This is a genomic window from Rhizobium sp. NFR07 (genome assembly GCF_900111905.1).
Taxonomy (GTDB): Bacteria; Pseudomonadota; Alphaproteobacteria; order Rhizobiales; family Rhizobiaceae; genus Neorhizobium.
In genome coordinates, this window is the sequence record NZ_FOKM01000007.1 from 276,171 (window position 1) to 299,914 (window position 23,744).

The window sequence follows — 23,744 nt, forward strand, 5'->3', positions numbered from 1 at the left end:
CCTAGCATTACCCTCATAGAGAGCGCACGATCCGATCGGCACGTGCTGAAACGATGGGGGAAGACATGTCTTTTTGGCTTCTGAAAGGCCGCTTTGCACCGCAGCTGGGCCAGCCTGACGGCGATTCCGTCCGGTTCATTCCGGACGACCCTGCTCCGCTTTTTCGTCTGCGTCGACGCGGTGCGGCTCCCGGAATCAACGCAGAAAACGGGAGCGTACAGTTGCGCTACGAGGGGATCGACTGCCTGGAGAAGGCAGCGATCCAACCCTATTCGAGCGATGCGACGGCCTCCAACCTCGGTCTGGTCGCACCACCACAATCCGATGCCAGAGGTTACATCTGCACAAACCAGCTCGATCCGCACGGCAGGCCGGTCTGCTTTGTGTTCTCCGGCGACATCGCACGGACGGATGGCACGAGGATAAGGCTTGATCCCGCAGATATCGCAACCAGCGTCAACGCCACACAGCTCGAACGCGGGCATGCCTATCCGTTGTTCTACGATACGCTATATGCAGACTTGAGACTGCATCTCGCGGCCATATGCACGAATGCAAGACAGTCAGGCGCGGGCGTCTGGAGCGCCGACGCGACGACATCCGGCTTTGCGTGGAATAGCGACCTTGCGGGCCTTCCCCCGATTTTCCCGAAGCTCTGGCGCCGCATCGACACCTATAGGCGCGACGAAACCTTCTTTGATCCGAACGATCCGACGGCCAATCTCCAGGCATATATCGCATCGCTCAGGGAAGAACGCGCCTCATCGTAAGCCAAAGCCGTTTCACCGGCTTCGACGATCTGGTTGAAGTCAGCGGTGCGTCCATCCGATTGGTGGCCGATCCGGCTGACATCATCGTCGTTTCCGAGCCGGTTAGCGGCTCTTTCTGACGCGGGGCACAGTCTTCCACCTCGACGGTCGCCGAGGTGAAAGACGATAGCAGGCTAGTCTTGCTTCAATCCGTCGAGCAATGCCTTGTCGAACCGCGCCGGATCCTGGATCTGCGGTGCATGGCCAAGCCCCTCGAACTCGACGAGCTTCGCGCCCGGAATGGCCTCCGCCGCCTGCTTGCCCAGCTGGGTATAGTCACCCAGCGAATTGGCAATCTCCGGGCCTGCCCGATTTGCGCCGGGCGCCGTCTTGTCGGTCAGGCCGATCAGAAGAAGCGTCGGCACCTTCACCTGACCGAACTCGTAGACCACCGGCTGGGTGAAAACCATGTCGGATGTCAATGCCTGGTCCCAGGCCACCTGATCGCCGCCCTCGCCCCCATACATGCCGGCGCCCATATCGACCCACTTGTCGTATTCCGGCTTCCACTGACCCGAATAGTAGAACTTCGTCTGATAAGCCTTGATGCTGTCGAAGGTCGTCTTCTTCTCGCCTTCGAAGGCTGCCTCGATCGGCTGATAGGGCACGCCCTTCGCCTTCCAGTCCTCAAGCCCGATCGGGTTGACCAGAACCAGTTTCTCCGTCTGATCGGGATACATCAGCGCATAACGCGTCGCGAGCATACCGCCCATCGAATGGCCGACGATCGTCGCCTTCTCGATCCCTCGCGCCTCAAGCAGAGCATGGGTATTTTCTGCCAATTGCTGGAAGCTGAACTGATAGGCCTGGGGTTTGGAAGACTTGCAGAAGCCGATCTGGTCCGGCGCGATCACCCGATAGCCTGCCTGGGTCAGGCTTTTGATCTGCCCTTCCCAGGTAGCGCCGCAGAAATTCTTGCCGTGCAGCAGTACGACGGTGCGCCCGTTCGGATTGTCGGCCGCGATATCCATCAAGGCCATCTCGAGCGACTGTCCCTGGCTGGAGACATTGAACATCTCGGTCTTGAACGGATACTCGAACCCTTCCAGGCGCGCGCCATAGGTTGGCCGCTCGGCAGCCGCATCCTGGGCAGTGGCCGGCCCGGACAGAGCGACACCTCCGAGCAGAACGGGAGCAAGGACGGCAAGGGAAAGCAGGGATCGCGCGGACATGAAAACTCCTTCTAGCATCCGGGCCCGGCACATCTCGTGCACGGGCTCGCAGGCTCAGGTAGGAGGCGCCGCATCAGCGGCAATCGATGATAACGGCCCTGTGAAGGAGGTTTATCGGCCGATCAGTCGTCGCCGGCCTTCTGGTTGTCGATCAGCATGTAATCGAGCGGCAGCTCGGTCGTGTACTTGATCTGCTCCATCGCGAACACGGAGGAAACGTCGCGGATCTCGATCTTGGCGATCAGCCGCTTGTAGAAGGCATCATAGGCGGCAATATCGGGCACGACGACGCGCAACAGATAGTCGACGTCACCGCTCATGCGATAGAATTCAACCACTTCGGGGAATTCGACCACGACCTCCGAAAAACGCTTCAGCCATTCGATCGAGTGGCTGGCGGTGCGGATGGACACGAAGACCGTGACCTTGGTGTTGACCTTGCCCGGATCGAGCAGCGCCACACGGCGGCGGATGACGCCATCCTCCTCCATCTTCTGGATGCGCCTCCAGCACGGCGTCGTCGACAGGCCGACCTTCTTGGCAAGATCCGCAACGGCGAGGGTGGAATCCTCCTGCAGGATGCGCAGGATCTTGCGGTCAAGACGGTCCATGGAAAGTACCCTTTCGAAATGATTTTTCCATTATATAGGTATTTTTGAGCAGTTAACCGAAATTCGTTCTCCCCATCAAGCTATCCACAACCCGCCTGAGGACAGGCAGCACATCCGCATCAAACCACGGGTTGTTTTTCAGCCACGCCGTATTGCGCCAGCTCGGATGTGGCAACGGCAGGATGCGCGGACCGTCATTGACGAGAAAATATTCGCGCCAGTTTTTCACCGTGTCGGTCACGCTTCCCTTGCGCCGCGGACCGAGATGCCAGGCCGCGGCATACTGGCCGATAACCAGGACCGTATCGATCTGGGGCATGGCCGCCATCACCCGGCCGCGCCAGGCCGGCGCGCATTCCCGCCTGGGCGGCAGGTCGCTGCCCTTGTCGTCATAACCCGGGAAACAGAAGCCCATCGGCACGATCGCGATCCGGCTCGCGTCATAGAATTCGTCGCGGGTCACGCCCATCCACTCACGCAACCGGTTGCCGGACGCGTCGTTGAACGGCAACCCGCTTTCATGAACCCGAAGTCCCGGTGCCTGACCGGCGATCAGCAGCCGCGCGGTCGAGGATAGGGCCACGACAGGTCGCGGCTCGTGCGGCAGCCGGTCGGCCTCGCCTTTAGCCGGACAGTCGCGGCAGATCCGACAGTGCGAGATGGACGCGCCAAGTTCCCCGATCGGGTCCGGGCCGGTCACGACCAGAGATCCGCCAGCCACGCCGGGAACCGCCCGCCACCGCTCTCCTGCTCCTCCGGCCGGCCGCGGCTCGCGCGCCAAGCCTTTGGGGTTTCAAACGGGCCTGCCCATATGCCGGTGCCAGCGTCGCGCGCAGCGCTCTCCTCCCCAGCATAATTGCCGGCTGCAACGGCCATGCCTTGCTTCACCAACTCCGCATTGACGTCAAGCGCGCCTCGATGACATTGCACGAGAATGCGGCCATAGCGATCGCGCGCATCGCCGCCGCATGAAATCGTCGGATCGGTAGCGAATACGGACAGCGCCTCGCGCGCCGCATCCCCGCATCGCCATTGGCTCTTGCCGTCACCGCCACAGGTCTGGTCTGCCTCCGGGGCGTCGATGCCGACAAGGCGCAATCGCTCACCGCCTGCGGCCAGCGTATCGCCGTCTATCGCATAAAACGGCCCCCGCAGCTCGACCTCGTGGCCGAGATCCAGCTTCGCAATGATCAATGATGCCAGGATGAAGAAGGCGCCGAGGAAGACGCCATCCATCAGGATCTTGGGTAATCGGGTCACAATCCGGCCTCAATAGAAAACGGAAACTTCAGGAAAATGGCAAACAAAACCTTTCCCGGCAGGATCTTCTTAAGGATTGGTCCCTAATGTCTCAATCACACGAGGCAATAGTTCACAACCCATGAGTAGCGGCGTCAGTACCTCGACCGACAAAATCATCGTTGATCGATCGCGCAGCCACCGCAACAAGGCGGTGTCCAAGGCTGTGCGCGCCACGCGCGAACGCCTGCAGCTCAGCACCAACGGCAATCACGCATTCGATAGGGACATGCTGGCACAGCATGTCAACGCCGTCCTCCAGTCGGCGGCCGCAGTGCCCCTCTTCATCGCGCTGATCACGGGCATCGGCATGTATCTGAGCCCGAGCGCCAACATGCTCGCCTGGGCCCTGCTGATGCTCAGCCTGCATGCGATCAACCTGTTGATCGCACGACGCTTCAGCCGCAAGGAAATTACCGCCGCGGACACTGCCAAATGGCGCCGCCGGCTTCTGATTGGTCAGGTCCTGCTCGGCATCGGCTGGGCTCTCTTTGCCTTCCAGACCTGCTCCGCCTGCGGCGGCGACACCTATTATTTCTACAAGGGCGCGGCCCTGCTCTTCGCAATCTCGATCACGGCGATGAGCAGCTTCATGCTGCGCCAGAGCGTGCTGATCGGCTTCCTGCCGATGATCGCCGCCTTGCTGGCGAATGCCGTCCTGTCGCGCCAGCTTCTGGATATCGGCCTCATCGCCATCTGCGCCACCGCGGTCGTCTTTTTCCATTACATCGGAGACCGGCTCTATCGTTCCAATCTGACGCTGATGGCCTATCAGTCGGAAAAGGACGATCTCATCGCGGAACTCGAAGTGGCGAAATCCATGTCGGACGAGGCGCGCCGGCGCGCCGAAGAGGCGAACCTTGCAAAGTCCCGCTTCCTCGCCTCCATGTCCCATGAGCTGCGCACGCCGCTCAACGCCATCCTCGGCTTTTCCGAGGTGATGAGTTCCGAGGTTCTGGGCCCGCTGCCCAACCCGACCTACCGCGAATATGCGGGCGACATCCATCGCTCAGGCGAGCATCTCCTGAACCTGATCAACGAGATCCTTGACCTCTCGCGCATCGAGGCCGGACGCTACGACCTCGCCGAAGATTCGCTGTCGCTTCTGGAAGTAGCCGAGGATTGCATCGGCATGGTGCAGCTGCGGGCGCGCGCCAAGAATATCGTCATCCGCCAGCAGTTCGAGACGGAAATGCCGCAGGTCTGGGCCGACGAGAAGGCGATCCGTCAGGTCATGCTCAACCTGCTGTCCAATGCGGTGAAATTCACCAGCCAGGGCGGCGAAGTCACCGTCAAGGTCGGCTGGACCGCCGGCGGCGGACAGTACTTGGCGATCAAGGACAACGGCCCCGGCATTCCGGAAGAAGAGATACCGGTCGTGCTCTCGGCCTTCGGCCAGGGCTCGATCGCCATCAAGAGCGCCGAACAGGGCACCGGTCTCGGCCTGCCCATCGTCCAGGCGATCCTCGCCAAGCATGACGGCCAGTTCGTGCTGCGCTCGAAGCTGCGCGAAGGCACCGAAGCCATCGCCATCCTCCCCGCCACCCGCGTCCTCCAGAGCGTCCCGGCGTTTGCCGATGCCCCGGCCGTGGAACGCCGCCGGCGGAGCTTCGCCTAAGCCTGAACGGCTCTTTCCCATTACCGATTTCGGGTGCATACTGGGAACATGACCACGCTTCTTGATATGGCTATCGAGGCTTCCCGCGATCTTCCTGCCGAACTGCAGGACGAACTCGCACGCATGATGCTGACTTTCGTCAACGAGGGGCAGGGCGTGTATGTTCTGACGCCGGAGGAAGAAGCCGATATTGACGAAGCCGAGCGCGAAGTCGCGCGGGGCGAACTTGCGACGGCAGAAGAAGTCCGTGCCATGTGGGCCAAGTACGGACTGTGAAACTCAGGTATACGCCGAAAGCCCTCCGCGAAATTGACAATGCCATCGCCTATATCGGGGCACGATCCCCTCAGGGGGCGAAGCACGTTGCATTGCGGTTTTACAAGTTGCTTGAACTCTTGCGGGAGCAGCCACAGGCTGGTGCAGTGCATGGCAGACGCAATACCCGCCGTCTGTTCCTGACACCCTACCCCTACGTGATCTACTACCGCGTATCACAAGAGGAAATTATCATCCTGCGCTTCCGCCATACGTCGCGCCGGAGCTGATGATTTTCAACTCGCAAAGACTTTGATCACCACATAAAGCGCAAACAGCCCATTCGCGCTGAGCAGGCAGAACACCGCGAACGATCCGAGATCCTTCGCATGCCGGCCGACGGTGGAGATTTCCGGCGAGATGCGGTCCACCAGTTCCTCGATCGCCGTATTGAGCGCCTCCACCGCAAACAGCAGCAGCATAAGGATGAGGAAGACGAAATAGTCCATCGCGGAGGCGCCGACGAGGAGGAACAGCACCAGCCCCAGCGCAAAGGCGATCACCTCGTGGCGGAACGCCTCTTCCCGCCACAGCCGCATCAGCCCCTGCAGCGAATACCGTGTCGCGGCGATGATGCGGCGGACACCGCTCGCCTTTTCGATAGTGCTGTCGAGCGGTGTCTTTTCCATTCGGGAGCTCAGGGTTCCTTGTTGGTGACGCCTGCCTGCGCGAAGGTCGCCATACCGGAATGGCAGGCGGCCGCGGCCTTGACGATGCCGGCGGCGAGCGCAGCACCCGTACCCTCACCCAGCCGCATGCCAAGCGCCAGCAGCGGCGTCTTGCCGAGTTTTTCGATCGCCTTCAGGTGACCCGGCTCGCCCGAGACATGGCCGATCAGGCAGTGATCGATGGCGGACGGGTTGGCCGCCTTCAGGATCGAGGCCGCGGTGGTGACGACATAACCGTCGAGCAGAACCGGGATCTTTTCCATGCGGGCGGCGAGGATCGCACCGGCGATCGCCGCGATCTCGCGGCCGCCGAGACGCCGCAGGATTTCCAGCGGATCGTTGAGGTGATCCCTGTGCAGTTCCACCGCCTGCTTCACGACGGCGATCTTGCGCGCCATCAGCTCGCCATGGCTGCCGGTGCCCGGGCCGACCCAATCCTCCGCCTCGCCACCATAGAGCGCCAGGTTGATGGCAGCGGCGATCGTCGTGTTGCCGATACCCATCTCGCCGAGGCAGAGGAGGTCGGTGCCGCCGGCAATCGCCTCCATGCCGAAGGCCATGGTTGCCGCACAATCGCGCTCGGAAAGCGCCGGTTCGGTGGCGATGTCACCGGTCGGATAATCGAGCGCCAGATCGAAGATCTTGAGGCCGAGGTCGTGCGTCACGCAGATCTGGTTGATCGCGGCGCCACCAGCGGCGAAATTCTCCACCATCTGCTGGGTGACGGACGAGGGGAATGGGGTGATGCCGTGCTTCGTCACGCCATGATTGCCGGCAAAGATTGCCACCAGCGGACGATTGACCGCCGGCGCTCTGCCCGTCCAGGCAGCGAGCCAATAGGCGATCTCTTCCAGTCGCCCGAGCGCGCCCGGCGGCTTGGTCAGCTGTGCGTCGCGCTCTCGCGCGTCCACCAGTGCCCGCGCATCCGGTCCCGGCAGGTTGGCGATGAGGTTGCGGAAATCGTCGAAGGGCAGGCCGCTCAAGCTCATGGAAAGTCTCTCTGGTCTTGCAGCCGGCGCGCTCGTGTTGGACACTTGTGTTTGCCGGCAAATCACGCTTGTGTGCGCACTTCTTAACCAGCCATCGACGGAGCCACAACTGCCAAACGCGACGGATTTCATCGCCGACCTCGCCCGCTCGGTCGCATTCCTTAGCCGCGTCCCCGTGCCGGACCGGTTCTTCCGCGATCACGACGGCTCGATCTCGCGCGTCGTGCGGGCCTTTCCGCTCGCCGGGCTGTTGATCGCGTTGCCGTCCGCCCTCGTCGTTTATGGCTTGGCAGAGATCGGGGACGCCTTGGTTGCAAGCCTGCTTGCGCTTGCACTGATGACCCTGATCACAGGTGCGCTGCATGAGGATGGTCTTGCCGATGCCGCCGACGGGCTCGGCGGTGGCCGCGATGGCGATCACGCACTCCTGATCATGAAGGACAGCCGTATCGGCTCTTACGGCGTCGTCGCCCTCGTTCTTTCCTTCGGTCTGCGCGCCGCATCGCTCGCCGCTCTTGCCCGCGCCGACGCCACCCTTGTCGCCGTGTCGCTGCTGGCCGCAGCTTCCGTCAGCCGCGCGATGATGATCTGGCACTGGAGCGCCCTGCCCTCGGCGCGCGCGACCGGCGTCGCAGCCTCTGCCGGCGCGCCCCAGGATACGGCGCGCAATGTTGCGCTCGCATCAGGCGCATTCATCGGACTTGCCCTTGTCGCCTCCCATCTCGGCATTGCCGCTGCCCTCTTCACTCTGCTTCTGACCGCAGGGGCCGGCTCGACCTTCACCCGCTTCGTCCGAAGGAAGCTTGAGGGTCACACCGGCGATACGATCGGCGCGACCCAACAAATCTGCGAGATCGTCATGCTGGCGACCCTTGCGATCATCGCCTGAACCATCGATATATTTCACCATGATATCGCCCTGCATCCTCGTCTGCTCGATCGACATGAAGACCGGTTACTGCTTCGGCTGTGGCCGCACGCGCGACGAGATCGCCTCCTGGATCGACTATTCCGATGCCGAGCGCGGTTCGATCATGGATGTCCTTCCGGCAAGGCTCGAAACCGTCGAGCGAAAGCCGCGCCGCGAAACACGCCGCCAACGTTTAGCCAAGGAGCGCCAGAGCATATGAACGGCCTGACCTTCGTCCTTCTCGTACTCGGCGCAGGCCTTGCGCTTCTCGTCTTCAATCATGATAGCGGCCGCACCTTCGGCATCGACAACGATGATTTCGGCCATCTGATCTACATGATCCCGATCGCCGGCCTGCTCGGCGCCGGCATACTGTCCGGCCGACGCGGCAATATGAATGAGGCGCTGCGCAACCTGGCGATCTGGCTCGTCATCATCCTCGGCCTCGTTGCGGCCTATCTCTATCGCGGCGATGCCCAGCAGTTTGCCGGCCGCATGGTCGCCGGCCTCGTGCCGGGCCGTGCGGTCGTGGTCACGGGTCGGGACGGCGATGAGGTGATCATCCAGAAGGCGCTCGGAGGCCATTTCCAGGCGGATGTCACGGTCGATGGCAAGACGATCCCGATGCTGGTCGACACCGGCGCCAGCAGCGTCGTGCTGTCTTTTGATGATGCCGCCGCGATCGGCATCGATCCGGAAACGCTCGCCTACACGATCCCTGTCATGACTGCCAATGGCAGGGCAATGGCGGCTCCCGTCAGGCTCGACGAGATTACCATCGGTTCGATTTCCCGGCGCAATGTCCGCGCCATGGTCTCGGAGGAAGGCCGCCTCGACGAAAGCCTGCTCGGCATGAGCTTTCTCTCGACGCTGAGTTCGCTGCAGATGCAAACGGATGAGCTCAGACTGAGGGACTGACATCCCGTCCCTGCCCGGGATCGAGATCACGTCGCAACGGCAGGCTCGACGCCTGTAAAAGGAGCATCATGACCGAGAACAACGACCTCGTCATCTATCCCGTCCCCAGCCTCGTCGCGACCCTTCTCAATATCGAGAAGACCAAGGGCAACCCGCTCACGGAACAGGAAGTGATCGACATCCGTTACAATTGCCCCGCGATTTCCGTCTCTCCGGATGTAGCGCGAAGAATGGACGATTCGCGCGGCTATCGCGACATCGATCCGGAAAATTGCTGGGAGGAATGGCAAACCGCCCGGCTGCAGCTGGCAGCCACCTGAGCGCGCATTCACCTGGCGGACAACAGCGCGCCTATTCCGCAGCGATCAATTCCACCACGGCCGGGGCATCCTCACCCTTGCCGCGAAAATGGCTCGGCGGATCGCCGATGATCCGCTTGAAGGCGCGGCTGAACGAGGCCTCGGCGTCGTAGCCCAACTTTTCGGCCACCGTCGCGACCCGCATACCATCCTTCAGCCAGAGCCGTGCCTGATGCATCCTGACGCGCGCCACGTATCGTGCCGGCGTCTCGCCGACGACGCGCGCGAAGCGTTCGGCAAATCCCGAACGTGACGCGCCCATCAGCCGCGCCAGATCAGCGACGGTCCAGTCCCGATCCGGCTCCAGATGAATGGCGGCGAGCACGCGCCCGATCTCGGGATTGCGCACGGCGGCAATCCAGCCGCTCGTATCGCCGCAGCCATGTTCGACCCAGGTGCGGATGATCGTCGCCGTCAGGACGTCGGCAAGCCGGGCGAGAATGCCGCCCGCACCCACACGGTCCATATCCACCTCGCGCGCCATTGCCTCGAGAAGATGCGGGATGGCAGGTTCGCTGGTGGCAAGATCACTGGTCAGCATCGCGTCGGGCATGAGTTGCAGAAGCGGATGCAGCTTGTCGATGTTGAAGCGCATCGAGGCGGTCAGCGCCACCGTGCCGCATCGCGCATCGGCGCATTGCATGTCGAACACGCCCTGGCAGACTTCCTTCTTGCCGTAACGGCCGAAGGGCAACGGTTCGATATTCTCGGCACTGGCAAGCACATGGGCATCGCCGCGCGGCAGGATCACCGCATCGCCGGCATTGAGACGCAGCCATTCCCCCGAAGGCGCCTTAAGCAGCGCCGATCCGGAGGAAATGAAATGGAAGCGCGCGGCGTCTTCGGCAGGAAAAGCCGTGGCCCAGGGCTCGGCCAGACGGCATCGACCGTATTCCACACCATCGAGTCGTAGCCCTCGCAGCATTTCCGAAAGCGGATCGGCTGGCGCGGCGGACGAGAATTTGGACGATCTGTCAAGCATGTCGGAGTTTCTAGCATGGAAACGCCAGAGCGTCACGCTTATTCCTGACGAAAATCAAATCAGGAGATTCCCTATGCACGGCAGCCCTCTACCATCTGATGACGAAACGCGGACCGGACAAGGTGTCGCACAGGAAGTTTCCCGCTGGGGGGCGGTCATATCGCTCACGCTCGGCGTCTTCGGCCTCGTCACGGCGGAATTCCTGCCGGTCAGCCTTCTGACACCGATGTCGGAAGATCTCGGCGTCAGCACCGGCATTGCCGGGCAGTCGATCACCACCACTGCCGTCATGGCAGCCTTCGCCGGCCCCGGCGTCGTGATCGGCACCCGCAGCTTCGACCGCCGCTGGACCGTTCTGGCTCTGACGACGCTCCTGATCGTCTCCAGCCTGATCGCCGCGACCGCGACGAGCATCTACACCGTCCTTTTTGCCCGCGCGATGCTCGGCATCGGCCTTGGCGGCTTCTGGGCCATGTCGGCCGCGCTCGCCATGCGCCTCGTCCCGCCTGCAAAAATGCCCCGCGCCATGGCAATCATCATGGCCGGTGTGTCGCTGGCCACCGTCTGTGCCGCCCCGCTCGGCGCCTGGATCGGCGCCACGCTTGGCTGGCGCGCCGCCTTCTACCTGTCGGCCGCCGTCGGCGTGATTGCGCTCGCCGTCCAGGCCTTCACCTTGCCGGCCCTGCCGCCGACCGGCCATGCCGGCCTCGGCACGCTGGCCGCGGTCATGCGCCGTCCGGCCATCCGCACCGCGCTCTTCACCATCCTGCTCTTCGTTGCGGGCCATTTCGCCGGCTTCACCTATATCCGGCCGTTCCTCGAGCAGGTACCGCATCTCGATGTCGAGACGATCTCGCTGATCCTGCTCGCCTATGGCGTCACCGGCTTCTTCGGCAACATGCTTGGCGGCATGGTTTCGGAACGCAGCCCGCGTCTGTCGATCGTGATCTTCACCAGCCTCGTCGCAGTCTCTGCCGTCATGCTCGCCGTCGGTGGTGCCTCGCTGATGGTCTCGGCAGCGGCAATCGCTCTCTGGGGTCTGGCTTTCGGTGCCTTCCCGGTCAGCGTCCAGAGCTTCGTCGTCGGCCACGCACCGGATGAGGCAGAAAGCGCCGGCGCGCTGGTCATCCCGGCCTTCCAGATCGCCATTTCGAGTGGTGCCATCTTCGGCGGCCTGCTGATCGAAACCCAGGGCCCCGTCGCCGTCGTCGCCTTTGCCGCCGTCGCGGCAGCCCTTGGCGCCTCGGTCATGGCCGCTCGCGGCGAACGTCGCCAGCTCTCGCTAGGCTGAACCCAGCACTCAGCCCGGCATGAGATCTGTGGGGCTTCTGACCTCCAGCCAGAAATAGGCCCCGAAAGCAGATCGGACCGCCCGCAGCCGAAAGGTTGCGGGCGGTTTTCTTTGCTGAGTCCTCAGGCCGCCCGGCTGTCGCCGGCCAGCACGTCGTCGAGCCTGCGCCCGGGCGCGATGTCGGCAAAGAAACCCGCCGGCCAAGGGCCCGCCGTCATCAGGCCGAAATCGAAATTCGTCCGCCGGTCGGAGCCCAGCACATACTGGCGATGCACCCTCAGGAAATCCCGCTTGATCCTCCGGTAACGCTCGGGCTCCAGCATGTTGCGGATCCGCAGGAAGATCAGCCGCGGCGAAGGCGCATCCGAATGGCCTGTCAGTGCCGTCACTGAGGATTTGTAGAAGCTGATGATATCGGTCAGGCACTGGACTTCGACGAAGGCAACGTCCCTCGATCGAGCAATCGCCCCGACACGCGACCTCAGCGTCGTGGCGGAACGCAGCAGCGCGCATTGAAGGATCGCGCCGCCGAGCGTGACGAATGTGACCCGCTTGCCGACAAAAAGGTCCGGCTCCCGCTCCAGCAGCAGACCGATCGTATGCACCGCCATGCTGGATCCCATGCTGTGCGAGGTGATGACATATTCATCCGCATCCTCATCGAAGGCCGGCCTCGCCGCCCGCGCAGACGCCTCGACCCAGTCCCTCATCCACGCCTCATCCATGCGCGCGACTGCGACCGCCAGCTCCCAGTCGGAAAACAGGTGCAGCGTGAAATACCGCTCAGAGAACGGCAGGAAGAGTTTGAGGAAGAAAGCTATGCCAAGCGCGATGCCGAATGGATAATGCCAGGCGCTCACGCCGAGCCACAAGGGATAGGTCGCCAGCGCCAGGCTGATCGCCAAGCCCAGGACGACGAGCAGAAACGGAAAGACGAAGAACAGGCCGAAACGCCAGGCATGGCGGAAATAGCCGAATGCGCCGCCTTCCGATATGACGATCGCAGCACTCCGCAAGCCTCGCGCCAACCGCATCAGCAGCGGCCGCTTCGCCAGCTGGCTGACGATCCTGTCGTGGTCAAGTAGAAAGAACCGGCTCGCCGTCCGCCAGCCCGCCTCCTCGGAGGCTTTGCCTCCGGCAGTCTCTATATCGAAATAAGGACAGTGCCCGTCCTCGCGCAGCACGCCCACCTCGGCAGACAGATCCCAGAGCTTTGCCGTCATCTGCATCGCCCGCTCGTAGCGCACCCGATGGCGCGGCGCGTCCAGCTGCTCGAAACCGGGGAAGTGTAGAACCACGCGTTTCGCAACGCGCGCGGACGATGAATATGCTTGCACTTAAAGTTTCTTTCTTCTTGGACGGAGCCCTGTCCGGCTCCGCAAGGGCCCGGCGACATCCGGACAGGCCCAAATCTTGCTGCACGCCCTAAGCCCAGACCTGTGGCGGGATTAAGGACGACGACGCCTGCGACGCCGTCACGCCGAATTTCCCTGGCCCCACATCGCCGATCTTCGACCTACACGAAACAGAACAACAACCAGTTACAATCATGGCAACGAAGCATCGGCTTTCCCGCCCGGCCGGAAAGCTGCTATGCCCGCCCGATGTTATCAGCCCCATCCACCGTCGAAGGTCGCGCTTGCGGAACCTGCACGCTCTGTTGCCGCCTGCCGGAGATCGACCATTTCGACAAGCCCGCCGACGAATGGTGCGCCCATTGCGTCGCCGAACAAGGCTGCACGATCTATGGCCGGCGTCCCTCCGTCTGCCGCGATTTCCATTGTCTCTGGATGACCGATCAGGCACTCGGTGAAGAATGGGCGCCGTCCCGCTCCCATGTGATGGTCTATAGCCAGGGAAAGCAGATCACCGTCCTCGCCGATCCCGACCGCCCCGACATCTGGCGCCGCGCGCCCTACATGAACCAGCTGCAGGCCTGGGCTGCCGAAGCCGCCCCGAGCGGCGGATACGTCATCGTCTTCTGGCGCGACGAGGTGGTGAAGATCTGACTGTCCTAGACATACGGCGTTCGCCTCAATCTCCTGAAGCGTAAAGCAGCGATATATCGCGATGATGCGATTGGCAGACAGCGCCTTCGGTCTTAACCACCGCACGCTTCGCCTCCAGAACGACGATGCAGCCATTGCGATAGGCGTATTGCCGATCACCATTGGCCAGTGTCTTGCGCACGGGCACTTCATCCATCGGCCGCTCCTCTGCCGCCGTTGGCTGGACCTGCGCGACCGGCTGCTGGCTTTCGCCGGCTGAACAGGATGCCGTGATCGCGATGAGAGGCAGTGTCAGGAAGAAGTGTGATTTGGGCATATTGTCCTCCGTTGCTGCCATCCGGCTTAGAACGGAGGTTGGGCGAGAAAGAGATCGACGTCACCCCTCGCCCTTTATCGCCGGCGTCACCGAGAACGAATAGACCGGCATCGCTTCCATTGCGCCATTCGCAAAGGCCTCGATCTCCTCGTGAAGCGCCTCGAACCTCATCCGAAAGCCGGCGACGCCGAGCTTAAAATCCGCCGCCTCGCCGATCGCTGAAAACGACACCTCGGCATATCGCGGATCATCGGGCTCCAGCAATGTCCCGTAGATCCTCCACTCTTTCGCCCTCGCCTCCTCGTCATCGAGAAAAATCTCGACGCGAGGCTCGTGCCGCCCTTGAAGGGCGTAGGAGAGCTTGAAGACCAGACCGAAAGCTTCGGCATGATAGGGATTGTAAGGCGCATGCATGATGCTGAACCGCGCGACGTCCTGTTGCACTTCCCTGTCCCGGCGTCCCTTGCCCATGAGAAATATGTCCGGCGCTCGTCAGCTGCGCAGCCGGTATCCCGTCCTGAACATCCAGCCGAGCACCGACAGGCACAGCGCCAGAAACAGGCCGATCATCGCCAGGCTCACTAGAGGGTTCACGTCGGAGACCTCGTAGAAACTCCAGCGGAAGCCGCTGACCAGATAGAGGACCGGGTTCAGATGGCTGACCGCCTCCCAGAAAGGCGGAAGCATCTTGATCGAATAGAAGCTGCCGCCGAGGAAGGTCAGGGGCGGCACGATCAGCATGGGCACGATGTTGAGCTGCTCGAAATTCTTCGCCCAGACGCCGATGATGAAGCCGAACAGGCTGAAGGTTACGGCCGTCAGAACCATGAACAGAAGCATGACGAGCGGATGGGCGACCGAGATCGTCCCGAAATCCGGGTTGATCAGCGACAGGCAATATGCGGTCGCTAGGATGATGAAGCCGATGATCAGCCCCTTGCTCGCCGCTGCCCCGACATAACCGATCAGGATTTCCGTCATCGCCACTGGCGCCGACAGGATCTCGTAGATCGTCCCGGTGAATTTCGGGAAATAGATGCCGATCGAGCCGTTCGCCGTGCATTGGGTCAAAAGCGTCAGGATGATCAGGCCGGGCGTGATGAACGAACCGTAGGAGACGCCCTCGATCGTCGGAATGCGCGAGCCGATCGCCGTGCCGAAGACGACGAAATAGAGCGAGGTGGTGATGACCGGCGAGATGACGCTCTGCAGGAGCGTGCGACGCATGCGCGCCATCTCGAATCCATAGATGGATTTGATCGCTTCGAAATTCATGCCTTTTCCTCCACCAGAGCGACAAAGATGTCCTCCAGCGAACTCTGCCGCGTCGAGAGGTCCTTGAAATGGATGTCCGCCGCAGTCAGCGCCGCAAGCAGCGCCGATATGCTGTCCTGGCTTCCGTTGTGGCTGTATTCGTGCATCAGTTTCTGCCCGTCTTCCGACAGTGTCAGGTCGAAGGCGCCAAGGCTCGGCGGCAGCGCCGCCAGCGGCTCCGTCAGATCGAGCGTCAGCTGCTTTCGGCCGAGCTGTTTCATCAGCGCAGCCTTTTCCTCCAGCAGCAGAAGCCGACCGCCATTGATCACACCCACCCGGTCGGCGATTTCCTCCGCCTCCTCGATATAGTGAGTAGTCAGAATGATCGTCACGCCCTGCTCGCGCAGCTGCTTCACCACCTCCCACATGTCGCGGCGCAGGTTGACGTCGACACCCGCCGTCGGCTCGTCGAGGAACAGCACTTCCGGTTCGTGCGACAGCGCCTTGGCGATCAGCACACGCCGCTTCATGCCGCCGGAAAGCTCGCGCAGCATGTTGTCCTTCTTCGTCCAGAGAGAAAGATCACGCAGGATCTTCTCGATCAGCGCCGGATTTGCCTTCTTGCCGAACACTCCGCGGGAAAAGCTCACCGTATTCCACACCGTCTCGAACTGGTCGGTCGTGAGCTCCTGGGGCACCAGCCCAATCATCGCGCGGGTCTGGCGAAAATCCTGCACCACATTGTGCCCCCCGACCATGACGGTGCCGCCGCTGGGGTTGACGATGCCGCACACGATCGAGATCAGCGTCGTCTTGCCGGCGCCGTTCGGCCCGAGCAGCGCCAGGATCTCGCCGCGCTCGATGTCGAGATCGACGCCCTTCAGGGCCTCGAACCCGTTTCCATAGGTCTTGGTCAGATTCTTGACCGATATGATGGGGGGCATGTGTATCGCGCTTCTATTGGAAGATGATTTCGCAGGAAGGCGCAATATAGGGGCGCGTTCCTATGAATCTATCCCTCCTTGGTAGAATATTGCGTTCCGTTTTCCGGTGTAATGCAAGCCACGGACGCGGGCGGCAAGAAGCGGACAGAGTTATAACGGGTCAAGACTGTTGGCCCTCAGCGGAAATGGGCCAAGAATAAGTGACGGGCGGCATGACGCGAGCCGGAAGGATGTGCTCACCCGTCCATACGAAAGTGGCAGGGCTATTCGTTCGATGAGGACAGGCCCAAGGAGCGATCTTTCAGCCGCAATCCGCCCGTGGAAACGAGCAGTACGCGCTGACTGATCCTTTATCACTCAGCGCCCTGGAGCTCGCTGACCTGGGCGCTGATTTCGCACATCAAACCGGTGCTGTTGTAGGCAATGACCACGCCGCCAGACCCGCTAAGGCCTGCGCTGATCAACTTGGATCCGAAGCCGCTGCGCTCGGGCTTGACGACCACCGGCCCTTTGGTTTCCCGCCAGGTCATGCGCAGCATTTCATCGATGCCCTTGCCCTCGACGCGCCAGGTAAGATCCACGCTGCCCCCACCCACCGACAACGAACCGTGCTTGAGTGCATTGGTTGTCAGTTCGTGCAGGAGCAGCGCGACGTTCAACGCTGCCTTTGATCCGATCTCGACATCCGGACCCTCGATGCGGATTCTGCCCGCGACACCCGCACCGTTCGCGGCCGCAGCCGCGACATCACCCAAAAGGGCTGCCGCCCAGTTCGATTGCAGCAGAATGTCGTGTGCGGAGCTGAGTGCCATGAGACGCTGCTGCAGGGTTTGTACCCGAACCTGATCACTTGAGCCTCTCAAGGTATGGGAGGCGATGGCGGTCACCATAGCAAACAGGTTCTTGACGCGATGACCGAGTTCTCCCGCCAGAAGCTTCTGAAGTTCCTGCGTTTCGCGGAGGGCCGCAACACTTGCCTCCAGCTCCCTCTCCCGCTCTCTCAACGCTTCTTCTGCGATCGTGCGCTCCAGCAGGTCGGCGGCCTGCCGTGCCAGAATATCCAGAAGGCGGAGGTCGCGTTCCGATGGCTGATGTGGCTCGCTCCAATGGGTCGAGATCATGCCCAGCAGGGTGCCGTCTCGCGAAATAAGCGGAGTGGTCTGAGCCGACCGGATGCCGGCCCTGCGAAACGCCATCAGATCCGGCGTGCCGGCTATTTCTGCCCAGCTTTCGAAGTCTGCGATAATCGCGCGCTGCCCGGATTTGAGCGCCTGGGTGCAACTGCTCAGGGCGGTCGGCGCAACCCACTGCCAGACTGACTTGTCAGCCGGTGTCAGTCCGCGCGATGTCAGAAGCTGCAGCCCGTTGCCCGAGCCGTCTTCGGACTTGCAGAGCAGCTGCATCGTACCGAACTGCGACTGGGTGATCGATATGGCGGCATCTACAATCTTTCCGTAGAGCGCGAACCGATCCTGCTCTCCGATCAAATCGACGCTGATGGCGTGCAGCAACTCTATGTCCGACGCTTCGTCCGAAGGCCTGGCGATGGGCCGGTCACTAGAGACGATCCGAAGGTTGGTCATTGAAAACACCCGCCGATAATTGGTTGAACGCCCACACCCGACCTTAGCCGATTTGGCTTTTGGATCAAAGATGACGCCGCGCACCGCGCTCGCGGCAAATAGGTTCCCCATAATCCCGTCGAAATATCAAAATCGAAGATCGTGAACTCAAATGGCCTTGGCGCACGGGCGGTTTAGGGACTGACGCCGGCTGCAGGTTTCAGCTGCGGCGACCTAGAAGATCACGCTGGCGAAGAACTGCATCGACACCGCGACCAGAAACAGCGCGAAGGCGAGTTCGAGATGCTTCTTCGACAGCGCATGCGCCAGTCGCGCGCCGTAAGGTGCCGTGTAAAGCGTCACGGGGATGAGCAGAACCACTGCCAGCCAGTTGATGTAGCCGGTCGAGAATGGCGGCAGGCCCGCCGCACCCCAGCCGCCCCAGACATAGCCGACAAGGCCGGGGATGGAGATCAGCACGCCGACGCCGGAGGATGTCGCGACAGCCTGGTGGATCGAACGGCCGTAGAGCGTCATGAAAGTGTTGTTCATCACCCCGCCGCCGATACCCATCAGGCCGGACAGAATGCCGATCCCGGTGCCGACGAGGAACTTCGCCGGGTTCTTCGGCAGATCCTCGCCAAGCCGCCAGCTGTCCCTCGCAAAGATCATGCGCAGCGCCAGAGCCAATGCGATGATCGCGAAGATCAGCCGCAATTCGGTACTCGAAGCCCAGGCGGCAACGACCGTCGCAATGATCGTGCCGAGCGGCACCGCGACGATCCAGCCCTTCAGGAGGCCGACGTCGACCGCACCCTTTTGCCGATGCGCCATGAAGGAGCGGATCGAGGTCGGTACGATGATCGCCAGCGAAGTGCCCAGTGCCAGATGCATGCGCACCGCATCCGGCACGCCGAGCAAGCCAAAGACGTGGAAGAAGATCGGCACAAGGATGGCGCCGCCTCCGATGCCGAAAAGCCCGGCCAGCAGCCCGGCAGCGACGCCGGCCGCAAGCAGCGCCACGATGAAGGGCCAGATATTTATGAGCGCGGGCACAACCTTCTCCTGCACGGATAGCGCGCAGAAAGAATCGTCCACCGCACGTCTGTCATCTTGTCGTTACTTGTCTACAGCATTGTCAGTGGCAGGCAAGCGACGGTCCCGCGAACCGCCGCCGCACCCTTGCGCGACCGTGAAAATGCTCGTCCGCCAGGTCATCAACACGGCTTGCCCACCTGTGATGAGGACGATTGGAGCGAGGAAGGCCTTTCCCAAGACGCCACCGCTCGTCTCGCCGGCCGCCAATGTCTTGACACATTGGGCCGGCTTTTTCTTGCGATAAATCAGCAGCTTCCGGACGCCCTAAGCCAAACGGGTGGTAACTTCCGACGCCGTGCGCCGCTCAGTGGAAAACCGTTCAACTTGCGGCCGCCAAAGAATTAGCAAGAAAAATATAAGCAATAGACAATCTACCTACCGGAAATTGACGTAATGCAGATTGACGTTTAGTCGCGTATAACCGGTGCCGGAATACCGTACCATGGAACCACTCGGGAAGATCTTCGAGATGCCCGGATCATGAGAGACGAATACCATGCCCAAAGCTCTTAAGAAGCAACACGTGCCGGAGGTTCTGCCGGCTGAAGAGCTCGATGAAGACTTCGGTTCCCCCGAGGATATGGCTGCGCTGATGGTGGAGGCTTTCACCATGCCCATGGCATCTGATCTGGCCGACACGCAGGACGAAGACACCACCAAAGCAACGCCTCACACTCCCAAGTCGCGCAATTGACCGACGCGCGCATTGGCTCGCAAGACCCGATCAAACTCCACCCTGAAGTCGCCCGCTTCGCCGAACTGCTGCGCCGCATAGAGGTGCAATTGGCAACCAACGATGCTGCCGATTGGGCCATAATGGTCGGTCGCTGCCGCTTTGCCGTCGAAAAGTCCGATGCGTGGGGCCTGCATGGGTTCCTGGGCATGTGCGGCGGCATGGGCACTCTCAACGACGTCGTACTCCATCGTGATGGAAAAATGCTGACGACGGAGAACGACCAGCTTCACGAGATGCTGGAAGAAGCATGGAGACTGGGAGAGAAATTGCAGCGAGAGGAACCGTGATTTAGGTCCCCAACTGAATTTGCCTCACGGCCATCCGGCGCCTTGGAGCAACGGCGGACCAATCGTCCCCCCCCCCGACTTTCCCGCGTCAGTCGCAATAGCGGCGGCCGCCCTTGCGGGATCTCAGGTCGAAGTGGAAATGGTTCCAGTGCTCCTTGTTGCTGCCGGGGCCGAGCACGGTGTTGAAATACTTGCAGCTGTCGCCACGCACGGATTTCAAGAGACCGCCTTCACGGAAGGAGAAAAGCCCCTTCTTGCGCACGTCGATATCATGGCCGTTCTTCAACACGATCGCGCCGATATCGATCGCATTGCCGCGGGCATGTTCCGACATCGGATTGTAGCGCTGGCGGCTATTGTTCATCTTGCGGCAGGAATAGCCGCCCATCGGCTGGATCTGGCGAATGCCGGTCAGGTAGCGGGTGCGGGCGGAAATCGCCAGATCGTTCTTCACCCATTTGGCAAACGCAAGCGTCACCTGGCAATTGAGCGTCACCGCGGGTTTCACGTCGATACCGCCCGAAAGGCCGGACAGCTTGACGGGATAGTCGATACCGCAGCTCTTCCCCTGGGAAATCCGCGGCAGGTCTCTGAACTCTACGCCGAGGCGACGCAGCTCGCTGCGGCAGGCGACTTCCGATTGCGGCATCACGTTGCGCAGCCACGGCGCATCCGGTTCGCTCATAGGCGCGTCGCTGGCAACGGGATTGTTGGGCCGCAGCATCGCCACTTCCTGGGTCTCCGTTGGCGCGCGGCTTGGCGCGACGACAGGAGAACGATCACCCCACATCATGGCGGCGCCCGTGCCCTGGCGACTGACCCCGGCACCCTGCCGTTTCGGCGGCACGACGACGCGATCGTCGGCACTCGGCGCGGCCGAAATCGGCTGGCGCCGCCCCTGCAGCGCCACGGGATTGTCGGTGCCGATCCCGTCCACCACAGGCTGATCGCCGACGCCTTCGGCAATATCCGTATCCTGCTCTTCCGCCAGCCCGACGACGTCGCTCTCGTCCGGCCCGAAGCCGAACTCCTCATCCATGTTGACGCCTTCGGAGGGAACGGACATCTGGCCGCCCTGCCCGGACGCGCGCCCGGCAGACGCCTGGCCCATGGCCTCGTCGCTGTCGATCATCGGCAGCCGGCCCTGGGGCGCTGGCTGGGCGCTTGGCTGATAGACCGGCTGCGCGCCATCCGGCGCGCGCAGGTAATGGCCGCCATCGTTCGAGGCATTCGGCGCCATATAGCCGCCGCCGGCCTGAGAAACCGGCGCTGATGCCATGGGATAGGGTTGCTGGGAAATCGGTTCCGGCGGCAGCGAACGGCTGGGTGAAATGGACCCGACCTGCGTGCCGTTGTCGATCGACGCCGGCGGAACAAGCCCTTCGGCCGAACAGGCGACCAGCATTGTCGAGACCATCAGCGCGCCGATCACTCGGCGGGTTAAGGGAGCATACGCCATACCAGTTGCCACTCTTCCGGTGCCGAAATGACACAATTGGGCAGTTTAGGCAGGTTCGGTAAACGAAACCTTGCCACATGGCGGCGCTTTCTGGGCCATTTCGGGTCGCCGATACGACGCCGGGCCAAGCCGATCACAGAGATCGAAGGCCGGAATGCTTTCGCATCCGGCCTTCGGTTATATGCAAATCAATGCGTTAGCGTAAAAGGCCGGAACCTCAGGCAGCGCGCGTCAGGCGCTGTCCGCCGCCCGCAGCATCCAGCCTGAATGCCTGAAGCAGATGCTGCAGGTGCAGGCTCTGTTCGGCGAGAACCTGGCTTGCCGCCGTCGTCTCCTCCACCATCGCGGCATTCTGCTGGGTCATCTGATCCATGTGGTTGACCGAGGAATTGATCTCCTGCAGCCCCGTCGCCTGTTCCTGCGAGGTGGTCGCGATCGTCTCCACATGGGCATTGACCTTTTCGACCAGTGCCGCGATCTCGACCAGAGCGTCGCCGGTGGAGCGCACCAGCGCCACCCCGCCCTCGACCTCCTGCACGGAATTCGAGATCAGCGTCTTGATCTCCTTCGCAGCCCCTGCAGAGCGCTGCGCGAGCTCCCTGACCTCGGAGGCAACGACTGCAAAGCCCCTGCCCGCCTCGCCGGCTCGCGCCGCCTCGACACCGGCATTCAGCGCCAGCAGGTTCGTCTGGAAGGCGATCTCATCGATGACGGAGATGATCTGGCTGATCTTGCTCGACGCGCCTTCGATGCGGCCCATCGCGTCGATCGCATCGCGGACGATCGCACCGGAGCGGCTGGCGCTCGCCTTGGTCTCGCTCACCATGTCGCGCGCTTCCTTGGCCCGCTGCGAGGCGGTGCGCACGGTGGTTGTGATCTCGTCGAGCGCCGCCGCCGTTTCTTCCAGCGCCGCCGCCTGCTGCTCGGTGCGCTTGGCCAGATTGCCGGTCGCGCTCGAAATGTCCGAGGCGCTGTCGCGCACGATCATGCCGGTCTCCGAAATCGCCACGATCGCCGAATTCAGCGCACCGACCGCAGCGTTGAAGTCACCGCGCAGCTTGCCATAGTCCTCGCCGATCTCGCCGAGCGAGACTGAAAGATCGCCGCCCGCCAGATGCTCGAGCGCGGCTCCCAGTTCCTGCATCGCCCGCGACTGACGGTCGGCAGCAGTCGAGATCGCCCGCTCACTGGCAGACCGTTCCGCCGCGATCGCACGCTGCTGATCCGCCTCACGGGCCTGCAGCGCCGAGCGCTCCTCGACCGAGTCACGCAACACGAGAAGCGCACGGGCCATCTCGCCGATCTCGTTTTTCTGTTCGGTACAGGGCACCGCCACGCCGGACGCGCCGCCTGCGATCGCCTGCAGCACCTGCCGTACCTTGTAGAGCGGACCGGTGACGCTCTTGACGACGAACCAGGCTCCACCGATCAGAAGCAGTGCGCCCACGCCAAAAATCCCGGCAAACGTAAAGGCGTCGCGGCGGAACATCGCGTCGAGGTCGTCGACATAGACGCCGGTGCCGACGATCCAGCCCCAGGGCTCGAAACCGGCGACATGCGAGAACTTTTCCACCGGCTGGTCGGCACCGGGCTTCGGCCAGTAATAGTCGACAAACCCCTTGCCGCCGGCCTTCACCACCTTCACGAATTCGACGAACAGGAATTTCCCGTTCGGGTCCTTGTTCTGCGTCAGGTCGGAGCCGTTCATCTCCGGCTTCACCGCATGCATCACCATCGTCGGATGCATGTCGTTGATCCAGAAATAGCCCGAACCGTTATCGTAGCGCATGGCGGAGATCACCGCCTTTGCCTCGGTCTGCGCCTGATCGCGCGTCATTGCGCCCGAGGCTTCCATCGCCTGGTATTTCTTCATCACGGCCAGCGCCGTGTCGTTCATCTGCGCGAGACCGGCCTTCCGTTCCCGCTCCGATGAAGAATAACTTTCCAATAGACTGAAGGTCAGCGCCGCCGCGAGAATGATCAGTGACAATCCGACAAGGCAATAAAGCCGCCAGGAAATTGCTAGACGTTGCATGTTACTCCCCCATTATTTGCAATTCGCATTAAATTCTAAACAAGGGAGATTACTGCGGTGTAAAATTCCACCGATACGCGCATTAGTCGAAGGTCTAATGCGG

General features: G+C 62.0%; 29 protein-coding genes. 12 read left to right on the plus strand and 17 right to left on the minus strand.

Translation table 11 applies throughout. The annotated features are described in order from the left end of the window. Positions 1 to 65: 65 nt before the first annotated feature. The gene (locus BM216_RS16990; RefSeq protein WP_093000377.1) at positions 66 to 770 is read left to right on the plus strand and encodes a hypothetical protein; all 705 of its coding nucleotides are present in this window, start codon (positions 66 to 68) and stop codon (positions 768 to 770) included. A gap of 173 nt (positions 771 to 943) precedes the next feature. Here BM216_RS16990 and BM216_RS16995 read toward each other — a convergent pair whose 3' ends face one another. The 4 genes from BM216_RS16995 to BM216_RS17010 form a co-directional block, all read right to left on the minus strand. Further along, entirely contained in the window at positions 944 to 1,981 is a 1,038-nt protein-coding gene (locus tag BM216_RS16995; protein ID WP_093000378.1) for an alpha/beta fold hydrolase, read from the minus strand. A gap of 122 nt (positions 1,982 to 2,103) precedes the next feature. After that, positions 2,104 to 2,592 (minus strand): Lrp/AsnC family transcriptional regulator, encoded by a 489-nt coding sequence (locus BM216_RS17000; RefSeq protein ID WP_093000379.1) that lies wholly within the window; start codon positions 2,590 to 2,592, stop codon positions 2,104 to 2,106. 52 nt (positions 2,593 to 2,644) lie between these two features. Next, positions 2,645 to 3,313 (minus strand): uracil-DNA glycosylase family protein, encoded by a 669-nt coding sequence (locus BM216_RS17005; protein WP_244530214.1) that lies wholly within the window; start codon positions 3,311 to 3,313, stop codon positions 2,645 to 2,647. Beyond that, a complete protein-coding gene (locus tag BM216_RS17010) occupies positions 3,289 to 3,852 on the minus strand; it encodes a thermonuclease family protein (protein WP_143102783.1) in 564 nt (187 codons plus the stop codon). Before BM216_RS17010 ends, BM216_RS17005 begins: the two co-directional genes overlap by 25 nt. 121 nt (positions 3,853 to 3,973) lie before the next feature. Here BM216_RS17010 and BM216_RS17015 point away from each other — a divergent pair, with 121 nt between their 5' ends. From BM216_RS17015 to BM216_RS17025, 3 genes are read left to right on the plus strand one after another with little or no spacing between them, the layout of a single operon-like run. Beyond that, a complete protein-coding gene (locus tag BM216_RS17015; protein WP_093000381.1) occupies positions 3,974 to 5,509 on the plus strand; it encodes a sensor histidine kinase in 1,536 nt (511 codons plus the stop codon). Positions 5,510 to 5,557: 48 nt separating this feature from the next. After that, entirely contained in the window at positions 5,558 to 5,785 is a 228-nt protein-coding gene (locus BM216_RS17020; RefSeq protein WP_093000382.1) for a hypothetical protein, read from the plus strand. Then, the gene (locus BM216_RS17025; protein WP_093000383.1) at positions 5,782 to 6,054 is read left to right on the plus strand and encodes a type II toxin-antitoxin system RelE/ParE family toxin; all 273 of its coding nucleotides are present in this window, start codon (positions 5,782 to 5,784) and stop codon (positions 6,052 to 6,054) included. The genes BM216_RS17020 and BM216_RS17025 overlap by 4 nt, the downstream gene beginning before the upstream one ends. Positions 6,055 to 6,060: 6 nt before the next feature. On the opposite strand, the gene BM216_RS17030 is transcribed toward BM216_RS17025, so the two are convergent. Next, complete coding sequence (locus BM216_RS17030; RefSeq protein ID WP_093000384.1) at positions 6,061 to 6,453, minus strand: diacylglycerol kinase; 393 nt, start codon at positions 6,451 to 6,453, stop codon at positions 6,061 to 6,063. 8 nt (positions 6,454 to 6,461) lie between these two features. Continuing rightward, a complete protein-coding gene (gene cobT, locus BM216_RS17035; protein ID WP_093000385.1) occupies positions 6,462 to 7,481 on the minus strand; it encodes a nicotinate-nucleotide--dimethylbenzimidazole phosphoribosyltransferase in 1,020 nt (339 codons plus the stop codon). 109 nt (positions 7,482 to 7,590) lie between these two features. On the opposite strand from cobT, the gene cobS reads away from it, so the two are divergent. From cobS to BM216_RS17055, 4 genes are all read left to right on the plus strand, one after another. Beyond that, positions 7,591 to 8,370, plus strand: a complete 780-nt coding sequence (gene cobS, locus BM216_RS17040; RefSeq protein WP_244530220.1) for an adenosylcobinamide-GDP ribazoletransferase — start codon at positions 7,591 to 7,593, stop codon at positions 8,368 to 8,370. Between the two features lie 19 nt (positions 8,371 to 8,389). After that, entirely contained in the window at positions 8,390 to 8,611 is a 222-nt protein-coding gene (locus BM216_RS17045) for a DUF1289 domain-containing protein (protein ID WP_093000387.1), read from the plus strand. Next, positions 8,608 to 9,309, plus strand: a complete 702-nt coding sequence (locus BM216_RS17050; protein WP_093000388.1) for a TIGR02281 family clan AA aspartic protease — start codon at positions 8,608 to 8,610, stop codon at positions 9,307 to 9,309. The genes BM216_RS17045 and BM216_RS17050 overlap by 4 nt, the downstream gene beginning before the upstream one ends. A gap of 68 nt (positions 9,310 to 9,377) precedes the next feature. Next, positions 9,378 to 9,629 carry a hypothetical protein gene (locus BM216_RS17055; RefSeq protein WP_093000389.1) on the plus strand — a complete coding sequence of 84 codons (252 nt, stop codon included), beginning with the start codon at positions 9,378 to 9,380 and terminating at the stop codon, positions 9,627 to 9,629. Positions 9,630 to 9,660: 31 nt separating this feature from the next. On the opposite strand, the gene BM216_RS17060 is transcribed toward BM216_RS17055, so the two are convergent. After that, a complete protein-coding gene (locus BM216_RS17060) occupies positions 9,661 to 10,650 on the minus strand; it encodes an AraC family transcriptional regulator (RefSeq protein ID WP_093000390.1) in 990 nt (329 codons plus the stop codon). Positions 10,651 to 10,723: 73 nt separating this feature from the next. Between BM216_RS17060 and BM216_RS17065 the strand changes: the two genes are divergently transcribed. After that, the gene (locus BM216_RS17065; protein WP_093000391.1) at positions 10,724 to 11,941 is read left to right on the plus strand and encodes an MFS transporter; all 1,218 of its coding nucleotides are present in this window, start codon (positions 10,724 to 10,726) and stop codon (positions 11,939 to 11,941) included. A gap of 122 nt (positions 11,942 to 12,063) precedes the next feature. Here BM216_RS17065 and BM216_RS17070 read toward each other — a convergent pair whose 3' ends face one another. Further along, positions 12,064 to 13,239 (minus strand): hypothetical protein, encoded by a 1,176-nt coding sequence (locus BM216_RS17070; RefSeq protein ID WP_244530215.1) that lies wholly within the window; start codon positions 13,237 to 13,239, stop codon positions 12,064 to 12,066. Positions 13,240 to 13,545: 306 nt separating this feature from the next. Between BM216_RS17070 and BM216_RS17075 the strand changes: the two genes are divergently transcribed. After that, on the plus strand, positions 13,546 to 13,950 hold the full coding sequence (locus tag BM216_RS17075) for a hypothetical protein (protein ID WP_093000393.1): 405 nt from the start codon (positions 13,546 to 13,548) through the stop codon (positions 13,948 to 13,950). 25 nt (positions 13,951 to 13,975) lie between these two features. Here BM216_RS17075 and BM216_RS33545 read toward each other — a convergent pair whose 3' ends face one another. The 7 genes from BM216_RS33545 to BM216_RS35025 all read right to left on the minus strand — a co-directional run bounded on the left by BM216_RS33545 (position 13,976) and on the right by BM216_RS35025 (position 19,622). Then, positions 13,976 to 14,266 (minus strand): hypothetical protein, encoded by a 291-nt coding sequence (locus BM216_RS33545; RefSeq protein ID WP_143102784.1) that lies wholly within the window; start codon positions 14,264 to 14,266, stop codon positions 13,976 to 13,978. Positions 14,267 to 14,326: 60 nt separating this feature from the next. Continuing rightward, positions 14,327 to 14,737 carry a hypothetical protein gene (locus tag BM216_RS17085; RefSeq protein WP_093000394.1) on the minus strand — a complete coding sequence of 137 codons (411 nt, stop codon included), beginning with the start codon at positions 14,735 to 14,737 and terminating at the stop codon, positions 14,327 to 14,329. Positions 14,738 to 14,758: 21 nt separating this feature from the next. Next, the gene (locus BM216_RS17090; RefSeq protein ID WP_093000395.1) at positions 14,759 to 15,541 is read right to left on the minus strand and encodes an ABC transporter permease; all 783 of its coding nucleotides are present in this window, start codon (positions 15,539 to 15,541) and stop codon (positions 14,759 to 14,761) included. Then, a complete protein-coding gene (locus BM216_RS17095; protein WP_093000396.1) occupies positions 15,538 to 16,464 on the minus strand; it encodes an ABC transporter ATP-binding protein in 927 nt (308 codons plus the stop codon). Before BM216_RS17095 ends, BM216_RS17090 begins: the two co-directional genes overlap by 4 nt. A 353-nt stretch (positions 16,465 to 16,817) precedes the next feature. After that, a complete protein-coding gene (locus BM216_RS17100; RefSeq protein WP_143102785.1) occupies positions 16,818 to 18,158 on the minus strand; it encodes a sensor histidine kinase in 1,341 nt (446 codons plus the stop codon). A gap of 102 nt (positions 18,159 to 18,260) precedes the next feature. Beyond that, on the minus strand, positions 18,261 to 19,082 hold the full coding sequence (locus tag BM216_RS17105) for a sulfite exporter TauE/SafE family protein (RefSeq protein WP_093000398.1): 822 nt from the start codon (positions 19,080 to 19,082) through the stop codon (positions 18,261 to 18,263). Positions 19,083 to 19,499: 417 nt separating this feature from the next. Continuing rightward, positions 19,500 to 19,622: a hypothetical protein gene (locus BM216_RS35025; protein WP_280141686.1), complete on the minus strand. Its 123-nt coding sequence runs from the start codon at positions 19,620 to 19,622 to the stop codon at positions 19,500 to 19,502. Between BM216_RS35025 and BM216_RS17110 the strand changes: the two genes are divergently transcribed. Together BM216_RS17110 and BM216_RS17115 are read left to right on the plus strand one after the other, a co-directional pair. Further along, a complete protein-coding gene (locus tag BM216_RS17110; RefSeq protein WP_093000399.1) occupies positions 19,621 to 19,818 on the plus strand; it encodes a hypothetical protein in 198 nt (65 codons plus the stop codon). The two genes, BM216_RS35025 and BM216_RS17110, sit on opposite strands and share 2 nt — an antisense overlap. Then, positions 19,815 to 20,147: a DUF6966 domain-containing protein gene (locus tag BM216_RS17115; RefSeq protein WP_093000400.1), complete on the plus strand. Its 333-nt coding sequence runs from the start codon at positions 19,815 to 19,817 to the stop codon at positions 20,145 to 20,147. The genes BM216_RS17110 and BM216_RS17115 overlap by 4 nt, the downstream gene beginning before the upstream one ends. Positions 20,148 to 20,235: 88 nt before the next feature. Here the strand turns inward: BM216_RS17115 and BM216_RS17120 are convergent, their stop codons facing one another. Both BM216_RS17120 and BM216_RS17125 read right to left on the minus strand, forming a co-directional pair. Beyond that, positions 20,236 to 21,606 (minus strand): extensin-like domain-containing protein, encoded by a 1,371-nt coding sequence (locus tag BM216_RS17120; RefSeq protein WP_093000401.1) that lies wholly within the window; start codon positions 21,604 to 21,606, stop codon positions 20,236 to 20,238. 217 nt (positions 21,607 to 21,823) lie between these two features. Further along, entirely contained in the window at positions 21,824 to 23,641 is a 1,818-nt protein-coding gene (locus BM216_RS17125) for a methyl-accepting chemotaxis protein (RefSeq protein WP_093000402.1), read from the minus strand. Positions 23,642 to 23,744 lie beyond the last annotated feature (103 nt).

Excerpts from the sequence above, each read along its gene's own strand:
- BM216_RS17075 (WP_093000393.1), top strand. The coding sequence starts at position 13,546 with ATGTTATCAGCCCCATCCACCGTCGAAGGTCGCGCTTGCGGAACCTGC.
- BM216_RS17015 (WP_093000381.1), top strand. The coding sequence starts at position 3,974 with ATGAGTAGCGGCGTCAGTACCTCGACCGACAAAATCATCGTTGATCGA.
- BM216_RS35025 (WP_280141686.1), bottom strand. The coding sequence starts at position 19,622 with ATGGTATTCGTCTCTCATGATCCGGGCATCTCGAAGATCTTCCCGAGT.
- BM216_RS17020 (WP_093000382.1), top strand. The coding sequence starts at position 5,558 with ATGACCACGCTTCTTGATATGGCTATCGAGGCTTCCCGCGATCTTCCT.
- BM216_RS16990 (WP_093000377.1), top strand. The coding sequence starts at position 66 with ATGTCTTTTTGGCTTCTGAAAGGCCGCTTTGCACCGCAGCTGGGCCAG.
- BM216_RS17000 (WP_093000379.1), bottom strand. The coding sequence starts at position 2,592 with ATGGACCGTCTTGACCGCAAGATCCTGCGCATCCTGCAGGAGGATTCC.
- BM216_RS17050 (WP_093000388.1), top strand. The coding sequence starts at position 8,608 with ATGAACGGCCTGACCTTCGTCCTTCTCGTACTCGGCGCAGGCCTTGCG.
- BM216_RS17055 (WP_093000389.1), top strand. The coding sequence starts at position 9,378 with ATGACCGAGAACAACGACCTCGTCATCTATCCCGTCCCCAGCCTCGTC.
- BM216_RS17085 (WP_093000394.1), bottom strand. The coding sequence starts at position 14,737 with ATGGGCAAGGGACGCCGGGACAGGGAAGTGCAACAGGACGTCGCGCGG.
- BM216_RS17090 (WP_093000395.1), bottom strand. The coding sequence starts at position 15,541 with ATGAATTTCGAAGCGATCAAATCCATCTATGGATTCGAGATGGCGCGC.
- BM216_RS17030 (WP_093000384.1), bottom strand. The coding sequence starts at position 6,453 with ATGGAAAAGACACCGCTCGACAGCACTATCGAAAAGGCGAGCGGTGTC.
- cobT (WP_093000385.1), bottom strand. The coding sequence starts at position 7,481 with ATGAGCTTGAGCGGCCTGCCCTTCGACGATTTCCGCAACCTCATCGCC.
- BM216_RS33545 (WP_143102784.1), bottom strand. The coding sequence starts at position 14,266 with ATGCCCAAATCACACTTCTTCCTGACACTGCCTCTCATCGCGATCACG.
- BM216_RS17065 (WP_093000391.1), top strand. The coding sequence starts at position 10,724 with ATGCACGGCAGCCCTCTACCATCTGATGACGAAACGCGGACCGGACAA.
- BM216_RS17125 (WP_093000402.1), bottom strand. The coding sequence starts at position 23,641 with ATGCAACGTCTAGCAATTTCCTGGCGGCTTTATTGCCTTGTCGGATTG.
- BM216_RS16995 (WP_093000378.1), bottom strand. The coding sequence starts at position 1,981 with ATGTCCGCGCGATCCCTGCTTTCCCTTGCCGTCCTTGCTCCCGTTCTG.
- BM216_RS17120 (WP_093000401.1), bottom strand. The coding sequence starts at position 21,606 with ATGGCGTATGCTCCCTTAACCCGCCGAGTGATCGGCGCGCTGATGGTC.
- BM216_RS17060 (WP_093000390.1), bottom strand. The coding sequence starts at position 10,650 with ATGCTTGACAGATCGTCCAAATTCTCGTCCGCCGCGCCAGCCGATCCG.
- BM216_RS17045 (WP_093000387.1), top strand. The coding sequence starts at position 8,390 with ATGATATCGCCCTGCATCCTCGTCTGCTCGATCGACATGAAGACCGGT.
- BM216_RS17110 (WP_093000399.1), top strand. The coding sequence starts at position 19,621 with ATGCCCAAAGCTCTTAAGAAGCAACACGTGCCGGAGGTTCTGCCGGCT.
- BM216_RS17095 (WP_093000396.1), bottom strand. The coding sequence starts at position 16,464 with ATGCCCCCCATCATATCGGTCAAGAATCTGACCAAGACCTATGGAAAC.
- BM216_RS17100 (WP_143102785.1), bottom strand. The coding sequence starts at position 18,158 with ATGGGGAACCTATTTGCCGCGAGCGCGGTGCGCGGCGTCATCTTTGAT.